Origin of the sequence: Streptomyces sp. NEAU-W12, assembly GCF_026242095.1 — a bacterium.
Lineage (GTDB): Bacteria > Actinomycetota > Actinomycetes > Streptomycetales > Streptomycetaceae > Streptomyces.
In genome coordinates this window covers 174,745-200,599 of the sequence record NZ_JAPJDM010000017.1, presented here as the reverse complement: position 1 = coordinate 200,599, position 25,855 = coordinate 174,745, and the positions used below count along the sequence as shown (strand labels likewise).

At 73.2% G+C, this 25,855-nt stretch carries 19 protein-coding genes and 2 pseudogenes; 8 read left to right on the top strand and 13 right to left on the bottom strand.

The features are described 5' to 3' along the window. From ORI94_RS22370 to ORI94_RS22360, 3 genes and pseudogenes are all read right to left on the bottom strand, one after another. A pseudogene (locus ORI94_RS22370) lies at positions 1–200 on the bottom strand (dehydrogenase); the annotation flags it as partial. Next, entirely contained in the window at positions 188–940 is a 753-nt protein-coding gene (locus ORI94_RS22365; protein WP_266078468.1) for a phosphocholine cytidylyltransferase family protein, read from the bottom strand. The gene ORI94_RS22365 and the pseudogene ORI94_RS22370, both read right to left, overlap by 13 nt. Continuing rightward, positions 937–2,829 carry a DUF5941 domain-containing protein gene (locus ORI94_RS22360; RefSeq protein WP_266078466.1) on the bottom strand — a complete coding sequence of 631 codons (1,893 nt, stop codon included), beginning with the start codon at positions 2,827–2,829 and terminating at the stop codon, positions 937–939. The genes ORI94_RS22365 and ORI94_RS22360 overlap by 4 nt, the downstream gene beginning before the upstream one ends. 1,017 nt (positions 2,830–3,846) lie before the next feature. Here ORI94_RS22360 and ORI94_RS22355 point away from each other — a divergent pair. Then, positions 3,847–4,785, top strand: a complete 939-nt coding sequence (locus ORI94_RS22355; RefSeq protein ID WP_266078464.1) for a cation diffusion facilitator family transporter — start codon at positions 3,847–3,849, stop codon at positions 4,783–4,785. Between the two features lie 366 nt (positions 4,786–5,151). Further along, positions 5,152–5,745, top strand: coding sequence for an isopentenyl-diphosphate Delta-isomerase (gene idi / locus ORI94_RS22350; RefSeq protein ID WP_266078462.1), 594 nt, complete (start codon positions 5,152–5,154; stop codon positions 5,743–5,745). Positions 5,746–5,835: 90 nt separating this feature from the next. On the opposite strand, the gene ORI94_RS22345 is transcribed toward idi, so the two are convergent. Then, entirely contained in the window at positions 5,836–6,351 is a 516-nt protein-coding gene (locus ORI94_RS22345) for an ATP-binding protein (protein ID WP_266078489.1), read from the bottom strand. A 174-nt stretch (positions 6,352–6,525) separates the two neighbouring features. Then, complete coding sequence (locus tag ORI94_RS22340) at positions 6,526–7,149, bottom strand: HdeD family acid-resistance protein (protein WP_266078460.1); 624 nt, start codon at positions 7,147–7,149, stop codon at positions 6,526–6,528. A 112-nt stretch (positions 7,150–7,261) separates the two neighbouring features. Here ORI94_RS22340 and ORI94_RS22335 point away from each other — a divergent pair, with 112 nt between their 5' ends. From ORI94_RS22335 to ORI94_RS22325, 3 genes are all read left to right on the top strand, one after another. Further along, positions 7,262–8,017, top strand: a complete 756-nt coding sequence (locus ORI94_RS22335; protein WP_266078458.1) for an enoyl-CoA hydratase/isomerase family protein — start codon at positions 7,262–7,264, stop codon at positions 8,015–8,017. A 107-nt stretch (positions 8,018–8,124) separates the two neighbouring features. Continuing rightward, positions 8,125–8,253 (top strand): LPFR motif small protein, encoded by a 129-nt coding sequence (locus ORI94_RS22330; RefSeq protein ID WP_370626673.1) that lies wholly within the window; start codon positions 8,125–8,127, stop codon positions 8,251–8,253. Positions 8,254–8,358: 105 nt separating this feature from the next. Continuing rightward, positions 8,359–10,761, top strand: coding sequence for a Tex family protein (locus tag ORI94_RS22325; protein WP_266078456.1), 2,403 nt, complete (start codon positions 8,359–8,361; stop codon positions 10,759–10,761). Positions 10,762–11,077: 316 nt separating this feature from the next. On the opposite strand, the gene ORI94_RS22320 is transcribed toward ORI94_RS22325, so the two are convergent. Then, entirely contained in the window at positions 11,078–12,718 is a 1,641-nt protein-coding gene (locus ORI94_RS22320; RefSeq protein WP_266078454.1) for an ABC-F family ATP-binding cassette domain-containing protein, read from the bottom strand. A 57-nt stretch (positions 12,719–12,775) separates the two neighbouring features. After that, positions 12,776–13,816: an oxidoreductase gene (locus ORI94_RS22315; RefSeq protein ID WP_266078452.1), complete on the bottom strand. Its 1,041-nt coding sequence runs from the start codon at positions 13,814–13,816 to the stop codon at positions 12,776–12,778. A gap of 66 nt (positions 13,817–13,882) precedes the next feature. Between ORI94_RS22315 and ORI94_RS22310 the strand changes: the two genes are divergently transcribed. After that, positions 13,883–14,836 carry an FAD-dependent oxidoreductase gene (locus ORI94_RS22310; RefSeq protein WP_266078450.1) on the top strand — a complete coding sequence of 318 codons (954 nt, stop codon included), beginning with the start codon at positions 13,883–13,885 and terminating at the stop codon, positions 14,834–14,836. Between the two features lie 108 nt (positions 14,837–14,944). Here the strand turns inward: ORI94_RS22310 and ORI94_RS22305 are convergent, their stop codons facing one another. Together ORI94_RS22305 and ORI94_RS22300 are read right to left on the bottom strand one after the other, a co-directional pair. Next, positions 14,945–16,687: a BCCT family transporter gene (locus ORI94_RS22305; RefSeq protein ID WP_266078448.1), complete on the bottom strand. Its 1,743-nt coding sequence runs from the start codon at positions 16,685–16,687 to the stop codon at positions 14,945–14,947. Between the two features lie 193 nt (positions 16,688–16,880). Next, entirely contained in the window at positions 16,881–18,875 is a 1,995-nt protein-coding gene (locus tag ORI94_RS22300; protein WP_266078446.1) for a Xaa-Pro dipeptidyl-peptidase, read from the bottom strand. A gap of 316 nt (positions 18,876–19,191) precedes the next feature. Here ORI94_RS22300 and ORI94_RS22295 point away from each other — a divergent pair. Then, positions 19,192–19,523: pseudogene (locus tag ORI94_RS22295) on the top strand (transcriptional regulator); the annotation flags it as partial. A gap of 112 nt (positions 19,524–19,635) precedes the next feature. Here ORI94_RS22295 and ORI94_RS22290 read toward each other — a convergent pair. From ORI94_RS22290 to ORI94_RS22280, 3 genes are all read right to left on the bottom strand, one after another. Continuing rightward, positions 19,636–21,813, bottom strand: a complete 2,178-nt coding sequence (locus ORI94_RS22290; protein ID WP_266078444.1) for a 3-hydroxyacyl-CoA dehydrogenase NAD-binding domain-containing protein — start codon at positions 21,811–21,813, stop codon at positions 19,636–19,638. Positions 21,814–21,882: 69 nt separating this feature from the next. Beyond that, complete coding sequence (locus ORI94_RS22285; protein ID WP_266078442.1) at positions 21,883–23,097, bottom strand: acetyl-CoA C-acetyltransferase; 1,215 nt, start codon at positions 23,095–23,097, stop codon at positions 21,883–21,885. Beyond that, positions 23,094–24,302 (bottom strand): CaiB/BaiF CoA transferase family protein, encoded by a 1,209-nt coding sequence (locus ORI94_RS22280; RefSeq protein WP_266078440.1) that lies wholly within the window; start codon positions 24,300–24,302, stop codon positions 23,094–23,096. The genes ORI94_RS22285 and ORI94_RS22280 overlap by 4 nt, the downstream gene beginning before the upstream one ends. A 280-nt stretch (positions 24,303–24,582) precedes the next feature. Between ORI94_RS22280 and ORI94_RS22275 the strand changes: the two genes are divergently transcribed. Further along, positions 24,583–24,834 (top strand): hypothetical protein, encoded by a 252-nt coding sequence (locus ORI94_RS22275; protein WP_266078438.1) that lies wholly within the window; start codon positions 24,583–24,585, stop codon positions 24,832–24,834. Here the strand turns inward: ORI94_RS22275 and ORI94_RS22270 are convergent. Beyond that, entirely contained in the window at positions 24,831–25,529 is a 699-nt protein-coding gene (locus ORI94_RS22270; RefSeq protein ID WP_266078436.1) for an endonuclease V, read from the bottom strand. The genes ORI94_RS22275 and ORI94_RS22270 overlap by 4 nt on opposite strands. Positions 25,530–25,855 lie beyond the last annotated feature (326 nt).

Here is a 25,855-nt window from a genome sequence, read left to right as displayed (position 1 = left end):
ACCTCGTACCCGGGGGCGCCGGGCAGCGACGGGGAGAGCCGCTCGCGCAGTCCGGCGCCGGAGCCGCCGCTGACGGCGACGGCGAGGCGGCCCGACTGCGCGATGCGCTCGTCGGCGAGGACCCCGGCCAGGTCGTCGAGGGCACCGGGGCGGATGTCGACGACGAGCGGGGAGGGGATGAGCCGGGTCAGTACTGGCATGCGATCTCCCGTCCACGGGCGAGATCGTCGTGGTTGTCGATCTCCACCCAGTCGACGTCGCCGATCGGCGCCACGTCGATCCGGAAGCCGCGGTTCACCAGTTCCTGGTAGCCGTGCTCGTAGAACTGCTGCGGGTCGGTCTCCCACACGGTCCTCAGCGCGTCGGCCAGCGCGGGGGCGGCGTCGCCCTCGATGAGGGTGACGCCGATGTACTCGCCGGTGGCCTCGGCGGGGTCCATCAGCTTGGTGATCGTCGTCATGCCCTTGCGGGGGTCGACGACGACCTTCATCTCCTCGTCCGCGAGGGACTTCACGGTGTCGAGGGCGAGGATGATCCTCTTGCCGTCGCCGCGGGCGGCGAGCAGCGTCCTCTCGACGGAGACCGGGTGCACGGTGTCGCCGTTGGCGAGGATCACACCGTCCTTGAGTGCGTCACGGCCGCACCACAGGGAGTAGGCGTTGTTCCACTCCTCGGCCTTGTCGTTGTCGATGAGGGTGAGCTTGAGCCCGTACTTCCGCTCCAGGGCCGCCTGGCGCTCGTACACGGCCTCCTTGCGGTAGCCGACGATGACGGCGGCCTCGGTCAGGCCGATCTCGGCGAAGTTGCCGAGGGTGAGGTCCAGGACCGTCGGTTCGCCCTCTATGCCCGCGGGCCCCACCGGCACCAGCGCCTTGGGCAGGGTGTCGGTGTAGGGGCGCAGACGCCGTCCGGCGCCGGCCGCCAGCACGAGGCCGATCATGCGGGTTCTCCTTCGTCGTGTACGGCGGGTGCTCCGCCCCGGTGGGCGGCCACCCAGAAGCGGATGCTCTCGAAGAGCACCAGCAGGGCCACGGCCACGGCGATCACCGCGAGCGCGACGGCGAACTGCGGGGCGGTGAGCAGGGCGGCCAGGACGACGACCGCCAGGGTGCGGCCTTCGTGCCCCGCGACCACCCGCACCAGCCAGGGCGGGGGCGCGCCCGCGTCGCCGCGGATGCGGTAGACCGTGTCGTAGTGATGGTAGGCGACGGCGGCCACCAGGCCGTAGGCCGCCGGAAGCGCTCCGTTCACCCCGGCGCCCGCCGCCAGTGCCAGGACGGTGCCGTACTCGGCTGCGCGCAGGAACGGCGGGACCAGCCAGTCGAGGGGGCCCGTGAGGGGGCGGGCGACGGCCAGGGCTGAGGTCAGGACGTACAGGAGGGCGGCGAGGACGGGCCACGGTCCGCCGAAGCCGGTCAGCGCGGCCGTGGTGGTGACGGCGGCGCCACCGAGCAGGGCGACGGCAGGGGCGGTGAAGCCGGGCAGGCGTCGCGCGGGGGCCTTCAGCGTCCGGGCGAGGCGTTCGGCGAGCGGCCCGGTGTCGGTGAGGTCCGCGAGGGCGCGCGCCGCGCGGTCGGTCCTGCGGGCCTTACGGGCCAGGGAGCGCAGGACGCGGCCGGCCGTGGTGTACGTCGCCGCGAAGGCGCAGCCGATCAGCAGGGCGCAGAAGGTGATGCGGGGGGTCGTGAGGGCCGTGAGGACCGCGATCATCGCCCAGCGCTCACCGATCGGGAGGACGATCATGCGGCGCACCCAGACCGTCCAGCCGACGCTGTCGAGTCTGCCGGAGAGGGCGGCGGTGGGGCTGGTGCCGGCGGTGGCGGCCGTGCTGTCGGCGTTCGCCTCGTTGAAGGAGAAGTCCACGACGTGCCGGCAGGTCTGCAGGACCATCGCGCCCAGGGCGAGGGCCCACACGTCGTCGCCGCCGCGGGCCGCGCCGAGGGCCAGGCCCGCGTAGTAGGCGTACTCCTTGGCGCGGTCGAAGGTGGCGTCGAGCCAGGCGCCGAGGGTGGAGTACTGCAGGGAGTAGCGGGCGAGCTGGCCGTCGGTGCAGTCCAGCACGAAGGAGGCGAGGAGCAGGGCGCCGGCGGCGACGAAGCCCGGGCGGGTGCCGGTGGCGGCACAGGCGGCCGCTATGAGCGCGGTGATCAGGGAGGCGGTGGTGACCTGGTTGGGGGTCAGCCCGCGCCGGGCGCACCAGCGGGCGATGTAGCGGGAGTACGGGCTGATGCAGTAGGTGGTGAAGAAGCCGTCGCGGGCCTTGACGGCCGACTTCAGCCGGACGGCCTCGTCGTCGACGGCGGCGACGGACTGCCGGGCCTCGTTGCGGGCCTGGGGGCCGTCGGGCACGGTGGCGACGAGGCTGCCGAGGTCGGGGCGGTGCGGATCGCTGCCGTCGGCGCTCAGGGCGGTGACGATGCGGTCGGTGAGGGTGCCGGTGAGGGCGGTTCCGGCGGGCGCCGAAGTCCCGCCGGACGCGGTCCCACCGGCCTCGCCGGGCACGGGGGAGGCGGCGGGCTCGGAGACCGCGGTGCTCTCCCGGGCCATCGCACGGACCAGGGCCTGGCGGGCGGTCGGCTGGGCGGTGACGGCACCGGGGATCGCGGCGAGCGGGAAGCGGGGGTCGGTGAGGCCGAGACGCAGCGCGTGCTCATGGCCCACGAACCGGGCGTCGACGACGGCGACCCGCTGGCCGGTGGGCACCTCGGCGAGCAGGGCCCCGGCCTCCGCGGTGCCGGACGCGATCCGCACGTCGAAGCCGAGGGAACGCAGGTCCGCCTCGAGCGACGAACCCGGAACCGGCTGGCCGGTGAGGATGGCGGTCGACAACCGAATCTCACTCCCTGGAATGCCGACGTGTCCACGCCGGTCGTGTACATGGTGGGGGCGGCCGTACGGGGCCCCGGGCGGCATGTCGGCTGAGGTTAGCGGATACCCCTGAGCCCGCGTTCACCACCCGTTCGGCGGTTGGATCGTTGCGGTTTCACCTGCGTCCCTGCCGCGATCATCATCGGGGATAGCGGGGCCGGCCCACAAACCGCGCACCCAGAAGGGGCATTGGGGCGAATACGGGGCATCGTTTTGGAACCGCTCCGCCCGGCGCCGGGCGGCCGGGACGGGTGCCGCACGACACGTACGAGGCGGACCACGACCGACACCGGGGAGCCGGGTCTCAGCCTCCGACCAGCGAGATGCCCGCGGGTGAGGTCCGCGGGCGGCCCGGTGGAGATCCCGGACGGCCGGGCCCTCACCGTATCGCCGGGGAGGGCTGCCGGGGCCCGCTGCGCAAGTGGCGTCGCCGTCCGGCGGGCGGCCGTGCGACGTCATGGACCCCTTTGCTCGGGCGAAGCCGAGAGCTCGGGGAGCGTGCTCCCGGCGTCCTCTCGGCGCACCGTCCGGAAACCCTCGTCACCGGGCGCGCCCGGGCTTTCGGGCGGTGCGGCGGGAGCGCGTGCCGGGCCTCGCGCGGCAGGCACCCCTCCCGCCCCGGGCTTCAGGACCCTCCCGCTCCTGCGCCGGGCGTCCTGACGGCGAGGACTCCGCGCTCCCCGCGCCGGGGGCCGCGCACGGCAGGGCCGTGTGGGTCTCGCCACGGGGGCCACGCCTGCGCCCCGGCGCGTGCGCACGGTGAGAACGGCCCGACGTCGAACGGCACCCGCCCCTTCGGCTCGTCCGCAGCGCCGGCCGGGTCGTCCGGGAGAGGCGCGCCTCCCTCTGGCACACGTCTGACCTGCGTACCGTTTCCGCAGGTCAGGTCACATGACAACGGTGTTCAGTGCCGCGTTGCCGGATACCCCCGGCCCGTAGTTCACTGTGCTCCGGACGAGTCAGGGAGGAACGGCTTCCATGGGGGCTGGGCACGATCACGGGCACGCGCACGGCGCGCCCGCCGGCGGTACGGCGAGCGCGGCGTACCGCGGCAGGCTGCGGGCGGCGCTGGCGATCACGCTCGCCGTCATGGTGGTCGAGATCATCGGCGGTGTGCTGGCCGACTCGCTCGCCCTGGTCGCCGACGCGGCTCATATGGCGACGGACGCGCTGGGGCTCGGCATGGCGCTGCTGGCGATCCATTTCGCGAACCGCCCGCCGAGCGAGCGCCGCACCTTCGGCTACGCCCGCGCGGAGATACTCGCCGCGCTCGCGAACTGTCTGCTGCTGCTCGGGGTGGGCGGCTACGTGCTGTACGAGGCGGTCCAGCGGTTCATCACGCCGACGGGCACCGAGGGCGGGCTGACGCTGGTCTTCGGCGCGATCGGTCTGGTCGCCAACATGGTGTCGCTGACGCTGCTGATGAGCGGGCAGAAGGAGAGCCTGAACGTGCGCGGGGCGTTCCTGGAGGTGGCCGCCGACGCGCTGGGCTCGGTCGCGGTGATCGTCTCGGCGCTGGTCGTCGTGGCGACCGGCTGGATGGCCGCCGACCCGATCGCCTCCCTCGTGATCGCCGCACTGATCGTGCCCCGCACCTTCAAGCTGCTGCGCGAGACCCTGGACGTGCTGCTGGAGGCGGCGCCCAAGGGCGTGGACATGGCCCAGGTCCGGGCGCACATCCTGGACACGCAAGGCGTCGAGGACGTGCACGATCTGCACGCCTGGACCATCACCTCGGGCATGCCGGTACTGTCCGCACACGTGGTCGTCAGCTCCGAGGTGCTCAGCGCCATCGGGCACGAGAAGATGCTGCACGAGCTGCAGAGCTGCCTGGGCGACCACTTCGACGTGGAGCACTGCACCTTCCAGCTGGAACCGCACGGTCACGCGGAGCACGAGGCGCGGCTCTGCCACTGAGACGGCACCGGACCGTGGGCGCCGTCCCCGCCGCCGTGGGACGACGTGGCGGCGGGGCGCCGGGGGCGGCCGGGGGCGGCCGGGGCGGGAGGCGCCGCTGGGGCGTGAGTGTGGTGTTCATGCGCCGGGGAAGCATCCTTCCGCCCCCTGCCTGCGCCCTTTCGTCCATGGCGCCCCGCATTTCACGATTTCACGGTTCTCCCGCCGCCGGCCCGGGCAGGTCGTCCACGGGGCCCCTCTTCCGGTGTCCGGTCCGCGCCGGCCACGGGCCGGACCGCCCGCGGGACATGCGGGCGGTGCGGGAGTGCCGGGAGTGCCGGATTCGTGCGGCAGACTTGGGGCGCGAAGACCGAGTGAAGGATGGGTATGCCGATCACACCTGCCACCGCGACGCACAGCCCGTCGGGCCCTGCCGCCGAGGCGATTCTGCTGGAGCTTGTCGACGAAGACGGCGTGACGGTCGGTACCGCGGAGAAGCTGGCCGCCCATCAGCCCCCGGGGCAGTTGCACCGGGCGTTCTCGGTGTTCCTGTTCGACGAGCGGGGCCGGTTGCTGATCCAGCAGCGGGCGCTGGGCAAGTACCACTCCCCCGGCGTGTGGTCCAACACGTGCTGCGGGCACCCCTACCCCGGTGAGGCGCCGTTCGCGGCGGCGGCCCGGCGGACCTTCGAGGAGCTGGGGCTGTCCCCGTCGCTGCTCGCCGAGGCGGGCACGGTGCGCTACAACCATCCGGACCCGGCCTCCGGTCTGGTCGAGCAGGAGTACAACCACCTGTTCGTCGGCATGGTGCAGGCGCCGCTGCGGGCGGATCACGAGGAGGTGGCGTCCACGGCGTTCGTGACCCCGGACGAGCTGGCCCGGCGGCATGCCGAGGACACCTTCTCGGCGTGGTTCATGACCGTGCTGGACGCGGTCCGCCCGGCGGTCCGGGAGCTGACGGGACCGTCGGCGGGCTGGTGACCGTGCGCGGGGCCGGTGGCGGACCCGCGTGCGCGCCGGGCAGGCCGGGCGTGGGCGCCGGGCTTGTCCGGGCCCGTGCGGTCCGGGCCGTCAGGCCTGCGCGGACTTGAGCGGCAGGGCGGCCCAGACCACCTTGCCGCCGCTCGCGGTGTGCTCGACGTCGCACGTGCCGTTCGCCTCACGGGCGATCTCGCGCACCAGGAGCAGTCCGCGGCCGCCGGTGCGGCCGTGGTCGGTCTCCAGGGCGGTCGGGCGGTAGGGGTGGCTGTCCTCCACGGACACCCTGACCCACTCGGCTCCGACGGCGACCTCCACGGCGAGCACCGGGGAGAGCAGGGCCGCGTGCCGTACGGCGTTGGTGACCAGTTCCGACACGATCAGCAACAGTCCCTGGACCACCTCGTCGGCGACCGGCACCCCCTGGCGCAGCAGCAGGTCCCGTACGGCGTGGCGCGCCTGCGGGACCGAGGCGTCGAGGGCGGGGGCGGTGAACCGCCAGACGCCTTCGTACGGCAGTGGCGCCGGTCGCGGTGCTACGTTCTTCGCCCCGGCGGGTCCCTCCCCGCCCTGTGGGCGTGGGCCGGGCCCGCGCCCCTGGTCGTCCATCGTCCGGTCGCCACCCTCACGCTCGACTGTCACCACACGTCGAGTGTTGGCACCTGCGCGCACCCCACCGAAGCCCTGAACAGAAGTCAGCGGATATCGAGCGTTTGTGGTCGTTGGCTTATGCCATCGTCGCTTGCGGCACCGTTCCTGTTCGCCCTGTGTCGTGTCGGTGAACTATTCGGGTTGTACGGGTTCGGCATGGGGCCCCGTGCTCTCCGGACCCGTCAGCTGGTCGGAGACCATGCTCACGATCCTGCGCCCGCCGTAGCCGGTGGCGATCAGCCCGAGCCCGTCGAAGAGCAGGGCGAGCGAGAGGAAGGTGCCGATCACGTACTGGCTGCTGCTCGGCCAGGTGGCCAGGACCAGGATGCCGAGGAGGAGGCCGAGGACGCCCTGCAGGAGCGTCACACCGAACTGCGGCCCGCGGACCACCATGCTGCCCACCAGGCGGAACAGCCCGCCGGTGAGGAACAGCAGTGCGGCGAACATGGTCAGCCCCTCGGCGGCCGCCTCCGGTGTGCGCAGGACCACCGCACCGGCCGCGACGTTCAGCGCCGCGACGATCACGGCGAGCCAGAAGAAGCTGGTGTGCCGGGCCTGGACCGCGTGCAGCAGCGAGACCGCACCGCCGATCAGCAGCAGCCAGCCGAACAGCACCATCGTGGTCAGCGTCGCGACGCCGGTGTAGACCAGACCGAAGAGGCCGGCGGCGACCAGGATCACGCCGAGCGCGGCGAGCCGGCCGAAGCCGCTCTTCAGTTTGGCCGCCTCGCCGCGCGGTGTGGTGGATTTGGCCATGACTGCCTCCTCGTTGTCCGTTCTCTCCCCTTCTCCCCTGCCCCGGCGTCGCGTAACGCCCCACCCGCTCCTGCCGGTCGGCGCCCCGACCGGGGCGGATAGCATCCGGCGCATGGAGCCGCAGCTGTCGCACAGTGTCACCGACTCGGTCGCCACGGTCGTCATCCGCCATCCGGCGAAGCGCAACGCCATGACGACCTCGATGTGGCGCGCGCTGCCGCCGCTGCTCGACACGCTGGCGGACGACGCCGGGGTGCGGGCGCTGGTGCTCACCGGCGAGGGCGAAACCTTCTGCGCCGGGGCCGACATCTCCACGCTCAAGGGCTCGCCGCAGGAGGCACAGCGGCTGGCCGTGGCGGCCGAGGAGGCGCTCGCCGCGTTCCCTGGACCGACGCTCGCGGCGGTCCGGGGCCACTGCGTCGGCGGCGGGGCACAGCTGGCGGCGGCCTGCGACCTGCGGTTCGCGCAGGAGGGGGCCGTCTTCGGGGTGACCCCGGCCCGGCTCGGGATCGTCTACCCGGCCTCCTCCACCCGGCGGCTGGTGTCGCTGGTGGGGCCGGCCACCGCCAAGTACCTGCTGTTCTCCGGTGAGCTGATCGACACCGCGCGGGCGCTGCGTACGGGGCTGGTCGACGAGGTGCTGCCCGTGGACGGACTGGACCGGCGGGTCGCGGAGTTCACCGCGGTCCTGGCCTCGCGTTCGCAGCTGACGCAGGCGGCGGCGAAGGAGTTCGCGAACGGACGCACCGACCGGGACAGCCACTGGAGCGGTCAGGCACGCGGCAACGGCGACACGGCGGAGGGGGTCGCCGCCTTCCTCGAACGCAGGCCGCCCCGGTTCGGCTGGACTCCGCCGGGGCGCGGGTAGGACACGGCGTACGCGACGGACAGGCATGGTGAAGCGTTGACGAGGTATCCGTAGGTGACCGTCCGCTCCGACCCGGGGCGGACGGGGAACCGAAGGAGGAGATCGTTGTGCGTGCCATCGCGGATGTTCTGCGTCAGATCGGCGGCGCCGCCGCCACCGTCGTGACCCTGCCGTTCCGGGCGCTGGCCCGGCTGTTCGGGGGTGCCTCGTCCGCGGGGCGGGGCCGGCGCGCCTGACCCGGCGCGCGCCGGGGCCCCGCGAGTCGCCGTCCTGATCCCCGATTGTCGGCACCACCTGCCACAATTGCCGCGCAACCTCAGCGAAGAAGGCGGTACGGGATCGTGACGACACCCCTCCAAGGGTCCATCGAAGGCAGGATCGCCGAGGAGCTCGGCGTACAGGAGCGGCAGGTCAGGGCCGCCGTGGAACTGCTCGACGGCGGTTCCACGGTGCCCTTCATCGCCCGCTACCGCAAGGAAGCCACCGAGATGCTCGACGACGCGCAGCTGCGCACGCTCGAGGAGCGGCTGCGCTATCTGCGGGAACTCGAGGAGCGTCGTACGGCGATCCTGGACTCGGTGCGCGAGCAGGGCAAGCTCACCGAGGAGCTTCAGGCACGGATCCGGGGCGCGGAGACCAAGGCGCGCCTGGAGGACATCTACCTGCCGTACAAGCCGAAGCGGCGGACCAAGGCGCAGATCGCGCGCGAGGCGGGGCTCGAGCCGCTGGCGGACGGGCTGCTCGGTGATCCGGGCGTCGAGCCCCTCGCCGCGGCCGCCGCGTTCGTGGACGCCGACAAGGGGGTCGCCGATCCGCAGGCCGCCCTGGACGGCGCGCGGGCCGTCCTCACCGAGCGGTTCTCGGAGGACGCCGACCTGATCGGCGAACTGCGGGAGCGCATGTGGGTGCGCGGGCGGCTCGTCGCCAGGGTGCGTGACGGCAAGGAGGAGGCGGGCGCCAAGTTCTCCGACTACTTCGACTTCGCCGAGCCGTTCACCGAGCTGCCCTCGCACCGCATCCTGGCGATGCTGCGCGGCGAGAAGGAGGAGGTCCTGGACCTCGTCCTGGAGCCGGAGGAGGCGACGGAGGGCCCGTCCTCGTACGAGGGCACGGTGGCCCACCGGTTCGGGATCGGCGACCGGGGGCGCCCGGCCGACAAGTGGCTGCTGGACACGGTCCGCTGGGCGTGGCGCACGCGCATCCTGGTGCATCTCGGGATCGACCTGCGGCTGAGGCTGCGCACGGCGGCCGAGGACGAGGCGGTGCGGGTGTTCGCGGCGAATCTGCGCGACCTGCTGCTCGCCGCTCCGGCCGGCACCCGCGCGACCCTCGGCCTCGACCCCGGCTTCCGTACGGGGGTGAAGGTCGCCGTGGTGGACGCGACGGGCAAGGTCGTCGCCACCGACGTGATCCACCCGCACGTCCCGGCGAACCGGTGGGACGAGTCGATCGCCAGGCTGGCCCGGCTCGCGAAGGAGCACGCCGTCGAGCTGATCGCGATCGGCAACGGTACGGCGTCCCGCGAGACCGACAGGCTGGCCGGCGATCTCATCACCCGTCACCCCGAGCTGAAGCTGACGAAGGTGATGGTGTCCGAGGCGGGTGCCTCCGTGTACTCGGCGTCCGCGTTCGCCTCGCAGGAGCTGCCCGACATGGACGTGTCGCTGCGCGGGGCGGTCTCGATCGCGCGCCGGCTCCAGGACCCGCTGGCGGAGCTGGTGAAGATCGACCCGAAGTCGATCGGCGTCGGCCAGTACCAGCACGACCTGTCCGAGGTGAAGCTGTCGCGTTCGCTGGACGCGGTGGTGGAGGACTGTGTGAACGGCGTGGGGGTGGACGTCAACACGGCGTCCGCGCCGCTGCTCGCCCGGGTCTCCGGCATCACCTCCGGACTCGCCGAGAACATCGTGTCCCACCGGGACAGCAACGGGCCGTTCGCCTCCCGCGGCGAGCTGAAGAAGGTGCCCAGGCTCGGCCCCAAGGCGTACGAGCAGTGCGCGGGCTTCCTGCGGATCCGCGGCGGCGACCCGCTGGACGCCTCCAGCGTGCACCCGGAGGCCTATCCGGTGGTCCGGCGCATGGTGCAGAAGTCCGGCGAGGAGGTCGCCTCCCTGGTCGGCAACACGGGGGTGCTGCGCTCGCTGAGGCCGCAGGACTTCGTGGACGAGACGTTCGGTCTGCCGACCGTCTCGGACATCCTCAAGGAGCTGGAGAAGCCGGGGCGCGACCCGCGGCCGGCCTTCAGGACCGCCGCCTTCAAGGAGGGTGTGGAGAAGATCTCCGACCTCTCCTCCGGGATGATCCTGGAGGGTGTGGTGACGAACGTGGCGGCCTTCGGCGCGTTCGTCGACATCGGCGTCCACCAGGACGGCCTGGTGCACGTCTCCGCCCTGTCGAAGACGTTCGTCAAGGACCCGCGGGACGTGGTGAAGCCGGGCGACATCGTCAAGGTGAAGGTTCTCGACATCGACATTCCGCGCAAGCGGATCTCGCTGACCCTGCGGCTGGACGACGTGGCGGCGGAGCAGACCGAGGCGGCTCCCGGCGGGCGCCGGCAGCGCGGCGGCGGGCGCCCGCCGCAGCAGCGCCAGGGCCAGGGGCAGGGCCGTGGTGGGGGCGGTGGGGGCGGTGGCGGCGGTCGCGGAAACGGCGGGGCGCGTCAGGCACCCGCACCGGCGAACAGCGCGATGGCCGACGCCCTGCGCCGGGCGGGGCTGGCCGACCCGAAGAAGGGCAGGCGCTAGGCCCTGTCCGGCGGATCATGCCGAAGACGTGGGGTCCGGCACGCTCGTCTGCGGCGTTGTCGTCGGTTACCGACTCCCCCGGGCTCTCGGCTCCGCTCGAGCGAGGGACCCCCATCGCGTCGGCGCCCTCCTACGGCCTCATCCGCCGGACAGGCCCTGGACAGACCCTGAGCCCTGCGTCGACCGACGGCCCGGTTCCTCCGCTGCGTGCGAGAGGGGCCGGGCCGTCGGGCTGTTCGGCGGCGGTCCGGCCCGGCGCCGGGTCGGGCCCGGACCGCACCCGGTCGGTGCCCGGTCGGGCCTCGGCCGTACCCGGTCAGACTTCGGTGACCTTGCCGTCGGCCACTTCCAGGCGGCGGGTGACGTGGACCGCGTCGAGCATGCGCCGGTCGTGGGTGACGAGAAGGAGGGTTCCTTCGTAGGAGTCGAGGGCCGACTCCAGCTGCTCGATGGCGGGCAGGTCGAGGTGGTTGGTCGGCTCGTCGAGGACGAGGAGGTTGACGCCACGGCCCTGGAGGAGGGCGAGGGCGGCGCGGGTGCGTTCGCCCGGTGAGAGGGTGACCGCCGGACGCGTCACGTGGTCCGCCTTGAGGCCGAACTTGGCCAGCAGGGTGCGGATCTCGGCCGGTTCGGTGTCCGGGACCCCGGCGCGGAAGGCGTCGAGCAGGGCCTCGGTGCCGTGGAACAGCGCACGGGCCTGGTCGACCTCGCCGAGCAGCACGCCCGAACCCAGCGCGGCGTGCCCGGCGTCGACCGGGACGCGGCCCAGCAGGGCGCCCAGCAGGGTGGACTTCCCGGCACCGTTGGCACCCGTGACGGCGACCCGGTCCGCCCAGTCGATCTGCAGGGTGACCGGCCCGAGCACGAAGTCGCCGCGCCGCACCTCGGCGTCCCGCAGCGTCGCCACCACCGCGCCGGAGCGCGGGGCCGCGGCGATCTCCATGCGCAGCTCCCATTCCTTGCGCGGCTCCTCGACCACGTCGAGACGCTCGATCATGCGCTGGGTCTGGCGGGCCTTGGCGGCCTGCTTCTCGCTGGCCTCGCTGCGGAACTTGCGGCCGATCTTGTCGTTGTCGTTGCCCGCCTTGCGGCGCGCGTTCTTCACGCCCTTGTCCATCCAGGACCGCTGTGTCTGGGCACGGTCCTGGAGCGCGGACCTCCTGTCGGCGTACTCCTCGTACTCGTCGCGGGCGTGCCGGCGGGCCACCTCCCGTTCCTCCAGGTAGGCCGCGTAGCCGCCGCCGTAGAGGTTGATCTGCCGCTGGGCGAGGTCGAGTTCGAGGACCTTGGTGACGGTGCGCGTGAGGAACTCGCGGTCGTGGCTGACCACGACCGTGCCGGCGCGCAGACCTTTGACGAAGCGTTCGAGGCGCTCCAGTCCGTCCAGGTCGAGGTCGTTGGTCGGCTCGTCGAGGAGAAAGACGTCGTAGCGGGACAGGAGGAGGGAGGCGAGGCCGACGCGGGCCGCCTGGCCGCCGGACAGGGCGGTCATCGGCTGGTCCTGGCCGACCGTCAGCCCGAGCGACGCGCTGACCTCCTCGGCGCGTTCCTCGAGGTCGGCGCCGCCCAGGGCCAGCCAGCGCTCCAGGGAGTCCGCGTACGCGTCGTCGGCGCCGGGCGCCCCGTCGACCAGGGCCGAGGTCGCCTCGTCCATCGTCCGCTGGGCGTCGGCGACGCCGGTGCGGCGGGCCAGGAAGTCCCGGACCCTCTCGCCGGGCCGGCGCTCCGGCTCCTGCGGGAGGTGGCCGACGCTCGCCGTGGGCGGGGAGAGCCGCAGCTCGCCCTGTTCCGGCGCGGTGAGCCCGGCGAGCAGGCGCAGCAGGGTGGACTTGCCGGCGCCGTTGGCACCGACCAGGCCGATCACGTCGCCGGGGGCGACGACGAGGTCGAGGCCGCTGAACAGGGAGCGGTCGCCATGGCCGGCGGAGAGGTTCTTGGCGACGAGGGTGGCAGTCATCAGACCGCCGATCCTAGCTCCCCTCGCGCGCTCCCGCCCCGGCCCGCCGCCCGGCGTTCACCGCCGTACCACCGCCGTCAGGACCGCCCCGGCGGTGCGGGCCACCAGGTAGGACTCGCCCTTGACCGTCCTCGGATCCAGGGGGATGCGGTGGCGGCCCGGTTCCAGGACGCCGTCGAAGACGTCGCGGGTGTGGGTGCGGGCGAGACGGTCGAGGCGGTACGCGGTGAGCCGCACCCGGCACGACGCGGTGACCTCGACCTCCGCGTCGGCACGCGCCGGAGCCGGGGAGGCGGGGGCGGTCAGCGCGGTCAGGCGGCGTTGTCCGGGCGGGCTGCGGTCCAGGGCGTGCTCGGTCTGGGCGACGAGCAGCGGAACGATCGGGGCGTGGCCGTCGACGCAGGGCACGTCGACGCCGGCGGCGGCGAAGGCGGCGCGCACGGCGGCCCGTTCGGCGGAGCCGGCCGACCGGTCGAAGACGACGGCGGCGTAGCCGCGCAGTTCGTCGGCGGGGACACCGGCGGCGTCGTGGGCGATGTCGGCGCCGACGCCGGCGGTGCGCAGGGCCGCGACGAGCCTGGCCGGCAGGGCGACGCGGGCGCCGATCAGCAGGACGCGGCGGCGGGTGTCCGGGGCGCCGCCGGCCTGCAGGGCGGCGAGGGCCGTGCGGTAGTCGGCGCCGCGGAAGCGGAACGGGCCCAGGCCGTGGTACCCGTTGCGTTCCAGGTCGGCGTGTTCGTCGGTCTGCCAGGCGAAGTCCCGCCAGATGTAGTCCTCGCCGTCCCGCTCGATGACGGCGGTCACCGCACCGCAGCCGAGGTCCTCGCACTCGGGGCAGCCGTAGACGATGTACCGGCCGGACGGCAGCGGTGCCCCGGTCTCGAGGAGCAGGCTGCGGGCCTGGGCGGTGAAGATGGCCGGCGGGACGTCGGAGGCGAGCGGGGAGACGGCGTCGAGGTCACCGAGGCGGAACAGCAGCGGGCGTCCGTCGACGACGAAGTCGACGAAGTCCCGGTGGACCTGGTGGTCGCCGCCGGGGAGGAGTCCACCGGCACGGGTCGCCGGTGTCAGGCCGAAGGTCGCGTACTCGGCAGACATGCTGTGAGTATTCCCGCAGCGGGACGGACCTGGGCACTGCATGACATATTCCGCTAACGTCCCCGCATGGAAACCGAACCGGTCTTCGATGTCCGTGTGGTCGGCGGCGGGGTCGTCGGGCTGACGACGGCCGTCGTCCTCGCCGAGCGGGGCGCGCGGGTGGGGCTGTGGACGCGCGACCCGGTCGAGCGGACCACCTCGGCGGTTGCCGGGGCTCTGTGGTGGCCCTACCGGATCGAGCCGGTGGCGTCGGCGCACGTGTGGGCGCTGCGTTCGCTGGACGTGTACGAGAAGCTGGCGGCGCGGCCGGAGGTCACCGGCGTACGGATGGTCGAAGGGGTACTGGGCGGGACCACGCTGGACGAGGTCGGCGCCTGGGCCGCCGCGCGGCTGCCGGGGCTGCGGGTGTCGAGTGCCGAGGAGCACCCGTCGGGGCCGGGTGTGTGGGCCCGGCTGCCGCTGGTCGACATGTCGGCCCATCTGCCCTGGCTGCGGGAGCGGCTCGTGGCCGCGGGCGGGGTGGTGGAGGAACGCGTGGTGACGGACCTCGCTCGGGCGGACGCCCCGGTCGTGGTGAACTGCTCGGGGCTGGGTGCGCGCGGCCTGGTGCCCGATCCCGCGGTGCGTCCGGTGCGGGGGCAGCTGGTCGTGGTGGAGAACCCGGGGATCCGTACCTGGGCGGTCTCCACCGGCGCCGACGGGACGACGGCGTACGTCCTGCCGCAGCCGGGGCGGCTGGTGCTGGGCGGTACGGCGCAGGAGGGCGACTGGTCCCTGGAGCCGGATCCCGCTCAGGCCGAGGCGATCGTGCGGCGGTGCGTGGCGCTGCGGCCCCGGATCGCGGGGGCGCGGGTCCTGGAGCACCGGGTGGGGCTGCGGCCCGCCCGGGACACCGTCCGCATCGAACGCGAGCCGCTCCCGGACGGGCGGACGCTGGTGCACAACTACGGCCACGGCGGCGCGGGGGTCACCGTGGCCTGGGGCTGCGCGCAGGAGGCGGTGGAACTCGCCCTGGGGTGAGGGCCGGCGTGGCGGTCGCGGAAACGGCCGGGCCGGGCCGGCCCCCCGGGAACCGGGGCGGCCGGCCCGGCCGGTGCTTGCGGCGACGGCCGGATCGGTTTCCGGCACTCAGCGCTCGGCCGGTGCCTCGTAGTGCTTGCCGACCGGGTCCCCCTCCACGTCCGTACCGGCCCCGGGCCCGATACGGAGTTCGAATTCCCCGTCGTACTTCGTGTGACCCGCGATGACGGCCAGGTCGACCGCCTCGGAGCCCACCTCCCTGCGCACGATGACCGGGTCCCGGCGCAGGTCGCGCATGAGCGCCACGCACATCAGGATCATCACGACGACGAACGGGGCCGCCGCGAGGATCGTGATGTTCTGCAGGCCGGTCAGCGCGTCGCCGGAGCCGCTGCCCACCAGCAGCATGATCGCGGCGACCGCTCCGGTGACCACGCCCCAGAAGACCACCACCATGCGTCCCGGTTCGAGCGCCCCCTTCTGCGAGAGCGTGCCCATCACGACCGAGGCGGCGTCGGCGCCGGAGACGAAGAAGATGCCGACGAGGATCATCACCAGGAGGCTCGCCGCCGTGGCGAGGGGGTACTCCTGGAGCACGGCGAACAGCTGTCCCTCGGCCGTCGACTCGTCACCGAGCCGGCCCTGCTCCTGGAGCCTCATCGCGGAGCCGCCGAAGATCGCGAACCAGATCAGGCTGACCGTGCTGGGCACGAGGATGACTCCGCCGATGAACTGACGGACGGTACGGCCCCGGCTGATGCGGGCGATGAACATGCCGACGAACGGCGTCCAGGAGATCCACCACGCCCAGTAGAAGACGGTCCAGCTGCCCAGCCAGTCCGCCACTCCCTCACCGGTGCTGGCCTCCGTACGGCCGGCCATCCGGGGCAGTTCCCCCAGGTAGCCGAAGACCGAGGTGGGCAGCAGGTCGAGGACGAGGACCGCGGGACCGACCACGAACACGAACAGGGCGAGCACCAGGGCGAGCACCATGTTGGTGTTGGACAGCCACTGGATGCCCTTCTCCACGCCCGACACCGCGGAGGCGACGAACGCGGCCGTGAGCACCGCGATGATGCTGACGAGCAGCCCCGTGCTCACCTCGTCCATCCACTCCAGCTCCTGCATGCCGGAGCCGATCTGCAGCGCGCCGAGCCCCAGGGAGGCCGCCGAGCCGAAGATGGTCGCCACGATGGCGAGGATGTCGATCGCGCGCCCGGTGTTCCCGTTGGCGTGCTTCGATCCGATGAGCGGGGTGAAGACGGCGCTGATGGTCTGCCGGCGGCGCCTGCGGAAGGTGCTGTAGGCGATGGCGAGGCCGACCACGGCGTAGATCGCCCACGGGTGGAGCGTCCAGTGGAAGAGCGTGGTCGCCATGGCCAGTTCCATGCGCTCGCCCGAGTCGGCCGGGTCGGTGCCGGGCGGCGCCGTGACGTAGTGCGCCAGCGGCTCACTGACGCCGTAGAACATCAGGCCGATTCCCATGCCCGCGCTGAACATCATCGCGACCCACGACACGGTGCGGAACTCGGGTTCCTCGCCCTCGGCGCCGAGGTGGATCCGGCCGTAACGGCTGGCCGCGAGCCAGAGGGCGAAGACGACGAAGCCGGAGGCGGCCAGCATGAACGCCCAGCCGCCGTTGTGCATCAGACCCGAGAGCGCGCTGCTCGAGACGTCCTCGAGGGAATCGGTCGCGGTGGCGCCCCAGACGACGAACGCGACGGTGAGCACCGCCGTGACACCGAACACCGCCCGGTCGGTCCGCGGGCCCTCGCGGCCCGCCAGGCCCGCCTCCGAGCCTGGCAGCGGTCCCGCCCTGTGCTCCTTGTCGCTGTGCTGGTCCTTCGTCACAGGCGGCACCTTTCATCGAGCCATTGGCCGGAGGATCACTCCTCCAGCCATGCCCCTACCACCTGTGGCGCAAAATTCACCTCCGCGGCGGTCACGTTCCTGTCACCCGACGGGCGGACGGTGATCGAGGGGATCACCGTCCGCCCGAGTGGGTGACCGGTCGTGCGCGAGGACGTGACCGGCGGCGCGTGGATCATCCGGTTCCGGAGGTGTCCCCTGCTCCTCCCGGAACGCGCTGGACGGTGTGCGGAGAACGCACGCCGTCGCGGACGGGGGCGTCGAGAGCGGTCTTGGACCCGGTGGGCGCGTTCGCGGTGGCGCGGGCGAAGGCGGCGGTTCCGCCGGTGAACGGGACGCGCACGGAGGTCCGGGCGAGGTCCACGGCGAGGGTGGGGGTGTCCGCCGGGGGGTCGATCAGGCCGCGGTCCGTGCCCGCGACGATCAGGGCGAGACGGTGGCCCTCGGGGACGACGTGGTCGGTGGCGGCCAGGTCGAGGGTGATGGTGTAGCGCTTGCCCGGGGCGAGCGGGGCGCCCTTGCCGTTCGAGGCGTGGTTGCCCAGGTCGGCCCAGCCCCGGCTGACGATCGTGTGACCGACGTCGGCGGTCGTGGCCTCGGTCTCCCGGTAGCAGGAGCTGTCGCCCTCGGTGCTCGCGCCCCAGCAGGTGCGGTCGGTGCGGGTGGTGATGCCCTCGCCCGCGTCGGCGTAGTCGCGGATGGTGTCGGGACCGAGGTCGACGAGGACGGCGGACAGGTGTGCCGTGGGGGTGCTGGGGGTCACGGTGACGGTGGCCTCGGAGGCGCCGGACACCCGCAGGTCACGGGAGAGCGGCGCGGTGACGAAACCGGCCTTCTCCGGTGTCGACGTGTCGACACCGGCCGCCCAGTCGGTCTCGTCGAGGCTCGGGTCGTCGGTGAACGTCTCGGTGCCGCGGCCCTTGCGCAGGCCCAGTGTGCCGACGCCGTCCTCGGCGCCGTGGGCGGGGCGCAGGGTCGCGGCACGGGTACCGCGCGGCGGCCAGCTCTCCGAGGTCACCCACTGGTCGGGCGCGCGCTCGATGTCGGCCATGGGCTCGCGGTCGATGCCGTTGTCGAGGCCGAGGAGCTCGTGGTCGAACCAGCGGTGCAGGGTGTCGACCCAGTCGGCGCGGCGGAAGTCGAACGGGTCGACGTGTCCGGTCCGGGAGAGCCAGATCTTGCGGTCGACGCCGTTCTTCGCGAGGGCGTCCCACCACGGGCCGACGTGCTGCATCCGCACGTTGAGGTCCTGCATGCCGTGTACGAGGAAGACGCTGGCCCTCACCTTCTTCGCGGCGCGCACGTAGTCGCGTTCGGTCCACAACGGCGTCGGGTCGCCGGTGCGCGGGGCGCCGTCGACGAGCTCGCGCTGGACGGCCCCGCACCGGGCGCGGGCCTCCGGGCTCTCCACGTAGTTCGACAGCCAGTCGGGGCCCGAGCCGTAGAGCGGGGCGCCCTTGCTGAAGTAGTAGTCGTACCAGGAGGAGATGGCGGCGATCGGCACGATCGTCTCGAGGCCCTCGACGCCGGTGGCGGCGACACCGTTGGCGATGGTGCCGTCCCAGCTCTTGCCGATCATGCCGGTGCGGCCGTCGGTCCAGCCGGCGTCGGCCCGCTCGGCGCCGGTGCGGGTGGTGTAGGCGGTGCCGCGGCCGTTCAGCCAGTCGACGACGGCCTTCGCGGACTGGATGTCGAAGCGGCCGCCGACGTCCACACAGCCGTCGGAGCGGCTGGTGCCGGCCAGGTCGACGCCGACGACGGCGTAGCCGCGCGGCACGAAGTAGTTGTCGTAGAACAGCGGCATCCGTACGACGTCGCCGTTCGCGTCGTACGTCTTGCGCTCGCTCTCGTTGCCGCGCCCGCAGCAGGAGTAGTACGGGCTGGCGTCCATGATGACGGGGACCTTTTGGCCCCGCTGCGCGGGTTCGGCGGGGCGGACGATGTCGACGGCGACCCGGTCGGTCCGCCCGTCGGCGTCGGCGTCGAGTCCGGTGTCCACCCAGACGGCCTCGCGGATCGCGTCGTCGTAGGAGTGGACTGGCAGGCTCTCGCGCGGCGCGGTGCCCGCCGCGGCGGTCGCCGTCGTGGGGGTGAGCAGCGTGGACGTCAGGGCGGCCAGGGCCACCGTCACGAGCGGTCTCCAGGTCGTCAAGCGCGTGCGTATCGGCATGCGCGGACGGTACAACGGTCAACTCGTGTGCAGAAGGGGGCGTCTGACGGGCCGTCGGCGTGCGAGCGGAGCCGGGAGACCGGGGGGCACGCCGCGCCGGCCGACCGTGTGGGCCACCCGGACGTCCCGCTCCCCGGAGACCGTCCGGACCGGCCCGGGGCCAAGAGGTCCTTTCACTGTGAGCGTCCGATCGGGCCGCGTGGTCCGGTGCCGTGCATCGCAAGGCGCCGGAGAGCCCTCGTGGCGGAGCTACCGGGCCTCTCCGGCAACGCGGCGGGGCGCGGTGCCGGACCGCGCGCCCCGGGCGGGCACGCGGCGGCCGGCGGCGCTGGGCGTCGTCGAGCGGGACGGCGAGGACTTCCGGGTCGACGCGGGGCTGCTGCGGCTCGGCGTCGAACTGCTGGACGTGCGGACGTACCGCTGACGCAGGAGACGATCCTCGAGGCCCGTGCGACGCCCACCGGGCATGCCCGCGCGGCCGCCCGGGAACTGTCGCGGCTGCTGCGGGACGCGCCGGCGCAGCAGGACCCGCGGGAGGTGAGCTCGCTGTCCGCCCCTCTGCGTCCGCTGGTGGTGCAGGCGTTGCTCACGGCGTCCCAGCGGTCGCTGCGCGAGGAACTGCGGGAGTGGCTGGACGGCGGGGAGGGGAGGGGAGGAACCGGGGACGGCGGAGCCGGCGGGGACGGGGGACTGATGCCCCCGCCCCGCCGGGATGCCCCCGCCCCGCCGGGCGGCCGCCGGCACCGCCCGCACCGGAGGGTCAGCGGGCGTCCGTGAACCGCTCCCCCTTCTCCGCCTTGCGCACCAGCAGCGCCGGCGGCGCGAACCGCTCGCCGTAGCGCTCGGCGAGTTCGCGCGCGCGGGCCACGAACCCGGGCAGCCCGCCCTCGTACCCGTTGATGTACTGGAGCACGCCACCCGTCCAGCCGGGGAAGCCGATGCCGAGGACGGAGCCGATGTTGGCGTCGGCGACCGAGGTCAGCACGCCCTCCTCCAGCAGCCGGACGGTGTCCACCGACTCGGCGAACAGCATCCGCTCCTGCATGTCCCGGAACGGGATCCCGTACCCCGGCTTGGTGAAGTGTTCGCGCAGGCCGGGCCACAGGGCGGCACGCCTGCCGTCCTCGCCGTACTCGTAGAAGCCGGCGCCGCCGGCGCGGCCAGGGCGGCCGAACTCGTCGACCATGCGGTCGATGACGGCCTCGGCGGGGTGCTCGGTCCAGGTGCCGCCGGCCTCCTCGGCGGCCCGCCGGGACTCGCCCCTGATCCTGCGCGGCAGGGTGAGCGTCAGTTCGTCCATGAGGGAGAGCACCTTGGCGGGGTAGCCCGCCTGGGCGGCGGCCTGTTCGACGGAGGCGGGTTCGATGCCCTCGCCCACCATGGCGACGCCCTCGTCGAGGAAGCGGCCGATGACCCGGGAGGTGAAGAAGCCGCGTGAGTCGTTGACGACGATCGGGGTCTTCTTGATCTGCCGGACCAGGTCGAAGGCGCGGGCGAGTGCCTCGTCGCCGGTCCGCCCGCCCTTGATGATCTCGACGAGCGGCATCTTGTCGACCGGCGAGAAGAAGTGCAGCCCGATGAAGTCGCCCTGGCGTTCGACGCCTTCGGCGAGGGCGGTGATGGGGAGGGTGGAGGTGTTGGAGCACAGGAGCGCGTCGGGTTCGACGACGTCCTGGATCTCCTGGAACACCTTGTGCTTGAGGGCGGTGTCCTCGAAGACGGCCTCGATGACCGCGTCACAGCCGGCCAGGTCCTGCGCCTCGGCGGTGGGCGTGATCCGCGCGAGGAGCGCGTCGGCCTTCTCCCGGGTCGTCCGGCCCCGGGAGACGGCCTTGGCGCACAGCTTCTCGGAGTACGCCCTGCCCTTGGCGGCGGCTTGCGGGGTGACGTCCTTGAGGACGACGTCGATGCCCGCGCGTGCGCACGAGTAGGCGATGCCGGCGCCCATCATCCCGGCGCCGAGCACGGCGACCTTGCGGACCGTGCGGGGTTCGATGCCCTGGGGGCGGCTGGCGCCGGAGTTGACGGCCTGGAGATCGAAGAAGAACGCCTGGATCATGTTCTTCGACGTCTGTCCGGCGGCCAGTTCGACGAAGTAGCGGGCCTCGATCACCTGGGCGGTCTCGAAGTCGACCTGGGCGCCCTCGACGGCGGCGGCGAGGATGCCGCGTGGCGCCGGGTAGGGGGCGCCGTTCGTCTGCTTGCGCAGGGTGGCCGGGAAGGCGGGGAGGTCGGCCGCGAACTTGGGGTGGGACGGGGTGCCGCCCGGGATGCGGTGGCCGGGCCGGTCCCAGGGCTGGGCGGACTCGGGGTTCGCGTCGATGAAGGCACGGGCCTTGGCGATCAGTTCCTCGCGGGTGTCGGCCACGTCGTCGACGAGGCCGTTCTCCCGGGCGCGCCGCGGGCTGTACTGGGTGCCCTGGAGGAGCACCTTGAGCAGGGCGTCGGCGATGCCGAGCAACCGGACGGTGCGGACGACGCCACCCCCTCCGGGGAGCAGGCCGAGGGTGACCTCGGGGCAGCCGATCCTGGAGCCGGGCGCGTCCAGGGCGATCCGGTGGTGGCAGGCGAGGGCGAGTTCGTAACCGCCTCCGAGGGCCGCTCCGTTGATTGCCGCGACGACCGGCTTGCCGAGGGTCTCGATACGGCGCATCTGGCGCTTGATCGCCATGCCGCCGTCGAACAGGTCCTGCGCCGTCTCGGGGGTGACCCTGATCAGGTCGCGCAGGTCGCCGCCGGCGAAGAAGGTCTTCTTGGCGGAGGTGAGGATGACGCCGCGGATGCTGTCCCTCTCCGCCTCCAGACGGTCGGTGATCACGGCGAGGGAGTCGCGGAACGCCCGGTTCATGGTGTTCGCGGACTGGTGGGGGTCGTCGAGGACGAGGGTGACGACGCCGCTGTCGTCCTGTTCCCAGCGGATGGTGTGGGTTTCGGTCATGACAAGGTCTCCGTAGAAGTCGCTCGGTCGCTCGGGTCCGGGGTCCCAGGTCCGGGGTCCGCCGGGATCTCAGAGGCGCTCGACGATGGTGGCGATGCCCATGCCGCCGCCCACGCAGAGCGTGGCGAGGCCGTAGCGCTTGTCCTGACGCTCCAGTTCGTCGACGAGGGTGCCGAGGATCATCGCACCGGTGGCGCCGAGCGGGTGGCCGAGCGCGATGGCGCCGCCGTTCACGTTGACCTTGTCCAGCGGCAGGCCCATGTCCTTCACGAAGCGCAGCACGACCGCCGCGAACGCCTCGTTGATCTCGACGAGGTCGATGTCGTCGATGGTCAGCCCGGCCCTGGCGAGCGCCTTGCGGGTGGCGGGGGCGGGGCCGGTGAGCATGATGGTGGGCTCGGAGCCGGAGACGGCGGCGGAGACGATCCGCGCGCGGGGTGTGAGCCCGTACCGCTCGCCGACCTCCCTGGTGCCGACGGCGACGAGGGAGGCGCCGTCCACGATGCCGGAGGAGTTGCCCGCGTGGTGGACGTGGTCGATCCTCTCCACCCAGTGGTACTTCTGCAGCGCCACCGCGTCGAAACCGCCCAGTTCGCCGACGTCCGCGAAGGACGGCTTGAGCCCCGCGAGGGAGTCGGCGGTGGTGCCGGGGCGCAGGTGCTCGTCGTGGTCGAGGACGACGAGTCCGCTGCGGTCCTTCACCGGGACGACGGACCGTGCGAAGCGGTTCTCCTTCCAGGCGGTGGCGGCGCGCTCCTGGGAGAGGGCCGCGTACTCGTCGACGTCCCGCCGCGAGAAGCCCTCGATGGTGGCGATGAGGTCGGCGCCGATGCCCTGGGGGGCGAAGTTCGTGGCGAGGTTGGTCATCGGGTCGTTGAACCAGGCTCCGCCGTCGGAGGCCATCTTCACCCGCGACATGGACTCCACTCCGCCGGCCAGGACCAGGTCCTCCCAGCCGGAACGGACCTTGGCGGCCGCCAGGTTGACGGCCTCGAGGCCGGAGGCGCAGAAGCGGTTCTCCTGGACGCCGGCCACCGTGTCGGGCAGCCCGGCCGCGATGGCGGCGATCCGGGCGATGTCGGAGCCCTGGTCGCCGACCGGACTGACGACACCGAGCACGATGTCGTCGACGGCGGCCGGGTCGAGGTCCGGGAAACGGCCGCGGATCTCGTGGATGAGCCCGACCACCAGGTCGACGGGCTTCGTGCCGTGCAGGGCGCCGTTCGCCTTGCCGCGCCCGCGCGGGGTGCGGATCGCGTCGTACACGTACGCTTCGATGCTCACGAGGTGGCCTTTCGCTGAGGAGGTCGGAGCGCGGACAGCAGTCGGGGTACGTCCCAGTCGCGGGCCACGTCGTCGGTGCCGGTGCCCGGCCGGGCGGGCCCGGTGCGGACGCTGGTGGGGGTGGCGGAGAACCGCGGGGCCGGGGCGGGCTGGGTGATGCCGGAGTGGTCGGTGAAAGTGCCGCGGGCGGCGAGGTGCGGGTCGTGCGGGGCCTCGCGCAGCGACAGGACGGGGGCCACGCACGCGTCGGAGCCGTCGAAGGCGGCGGTCCACTCCTCGCGGGTGCGTTCCTTGAAGCGGGCGGTGACCCTCTCGCGCAGGGCGGGCCACCGGGTGACGTCGGTGCGGGCCCCGGCGGGCCCGGCCTCGCCCTCGTCCCCGCCGCCCTCGTCCTCGATGCCGAGCAGCCGCAGGAACTCGTCGTAGAACTGCGGTTCGAGCGCGCCCACCGCCATGTGTCCGCCGTCGGCCGTCTCGTACGTCCCGTAGTACGGGCAGCCGCCGTCGAGGAGGTTGGCTCCGCGCCGGTCCTGCCAGGCTCCGGCGGCGAGCATGCCGTGGATCATGGCGGACAGGTGGGCGGTGCCGTCCACGACGGCCGCGTCGACGACCTGCCCGGTGCCGCCCGCGCGCGCGTGGTGCAGGGCGGCGAGGACGCCGACGACGAGGTAGAGGGAGCCGCCCGCGTAGTCGCCGAGCAGGTTGGCCGGCACGGCCGGCGGCCGGCCGGGGCTGCCGATCATGCCGAGGGTGCCGGCGCGGGCGATGTACGCGATGTCGTGCCCCGCACGGGCCGCGAGGGGGCCCTGCTGGCCCCAGCCGGTCATCCGGCCGTAGACGAGGCGCGGGTTGCGGGCGTGGCAGTCCCCGGGACCGACGCCCAGGCGCTCGGCGACACCGGGGCGGAAGCCCTCGACGAGGATGTCGGCACGCTCGGCCAGGTCGAGGACGCGGCCTGCTCCGTCGGGGGACTTCAGATCGACGACGACGGAGCGCTTGTTGCGGTTGGTGACGTCGTACGCCGGGTCGATGCCCAGTCCGGGGCCGCCGGGGCGGTCCACGCGGACGACGTCGGCGCCCAGATCGGCCAGGAGCATCGCGGCGAACGGTCCGGGGCCGATCCCGGCCAGCTCGACCACCCGCACGCCGGTCAGCGGCCCCTGCCCCGACGACCGTGCGGGTGCGGGTACCTGTGCCTCCGCCATCGCACCCCCAGCTCCGACACAACCGATGTCACCTCGATGACGCCAAGAACACGTTCCACTCAGCACAGGAGTGGGCGAGCAAGCGCTTGGCCACCGTCCGCCCACTGTACGACGCGGTCCGCGTCCCCGCCCGGCCCAGGTGCCGGCCGGGCCTGTCCGGCGGATCAGGTCGGAGGTGGCCGGTGACACCGGGTGGAGACTTTTCGGCACCGGCTCCGGACCGTTCGGCGGCGCCTTCCGCACAAGTGCCAAAGGGAAGTTCAATGGAATGCTTGAAGGCATGCGATTTCTTCTCGAAGTGGGCATGGACGACGAGGCGTTGGCGAAGGACCCCGTGGGTGAGCTGGGGCGGATCCTGCGGTACTGGGGCGGCAACCTGCGGCACTACCCGATGAAGGCCGGTGACGGGTCGGAGATCTACGACTCGGAGCACCGCGAGGTGGGCCGTTGGCGCATCGAGCAGGGCGAGGGGGACGAGCGGGACGGCCGCAGGGGCCAGGACGGCCGGGGCGAGCGGAAGGGAGCCGTCTAGGAGCCCGTGCCCGCTGCTTCCCGGAGGGCCCTGCGGCACAGGGCGTCCGCCCGGCGGGTGGTCTCCGGGAGGCGGTGGGCGGGAGTCAGCGCGAGGGTGTGGGCGCAGGCGTTGGCGAGACCGACGCGATGGCCGACCGAGACGAAGACCGGTTTGACGGAGTCCCGGGTGCGCAGGGCCCGGCCGACCTCCTCGGCGCCGGCGAGCAGCGGGGCCGTGCTGCCGCGCGGGGTGGCCGGAGCCGTGAAGGTGAAGGTGAAGGGGTTCTTCGCGACGCCGATCGTCGGCAGGCCGGTGAGGACCCCCAGGTGGCTGGCGAGGCCGAAGCGGCGGGGATGCGCGAGCCCGTAGCCGTCGCAGACGACCAGGCCGGGCGGACACGGCAGGGCGTCGAGGGCGGCCAGCACGGTGGGGATCTCGCGGAAGGCCAGCAGGCCGGGCACGTACGGGAAGGAGATCCGGCCGACGGCCGTGGCCTCGGCGACGGCCTCGAGGCTCGCCGCGTCCAGGACGACGGCCGCGGCGGCGACGAGGTCCCGCTCGTCGTCGTACGCGACGTCGACACCGGTGACCCGGCCCGTCCCGGGCGGCGGGCCGGGCCCGTCGAGCACCACCCGCCCGCGCAGTCGGTCCTGGACGGCACGGGCCGCTTCCTCGGTCGTGGGCCAGCCGTCGGGGATGCGTACGCTCGTCATGGTGGCGACGAGCCTACGGGGTGGGGGACTTCGCCTGTCGGGACGGGGCCCGAGGCCCGGCCCGCCGCGCCCCACCCGCCGCCGGGCGCCCGCCGGAGCCGGCCCTTGTTCCTTTTCGCCCGGCCCCGGCCCCCGTTGCCCGGCCCCTTCGGACGACCGGTCGCCGGTGGGCCCCTGCGAGCCCTTGCCGGACCGCGGACCGCTCCGCGTGGCGTGTCCGTTCCTTCCCCGGCCCGCGAACCGGTCCGGTCCGGGGCAGCGGTGACGTAGGTCACCCTGCACCGGGGGGCACGGATCGGCCGGTTCCGTCGTCTCTTTGAGTAGCC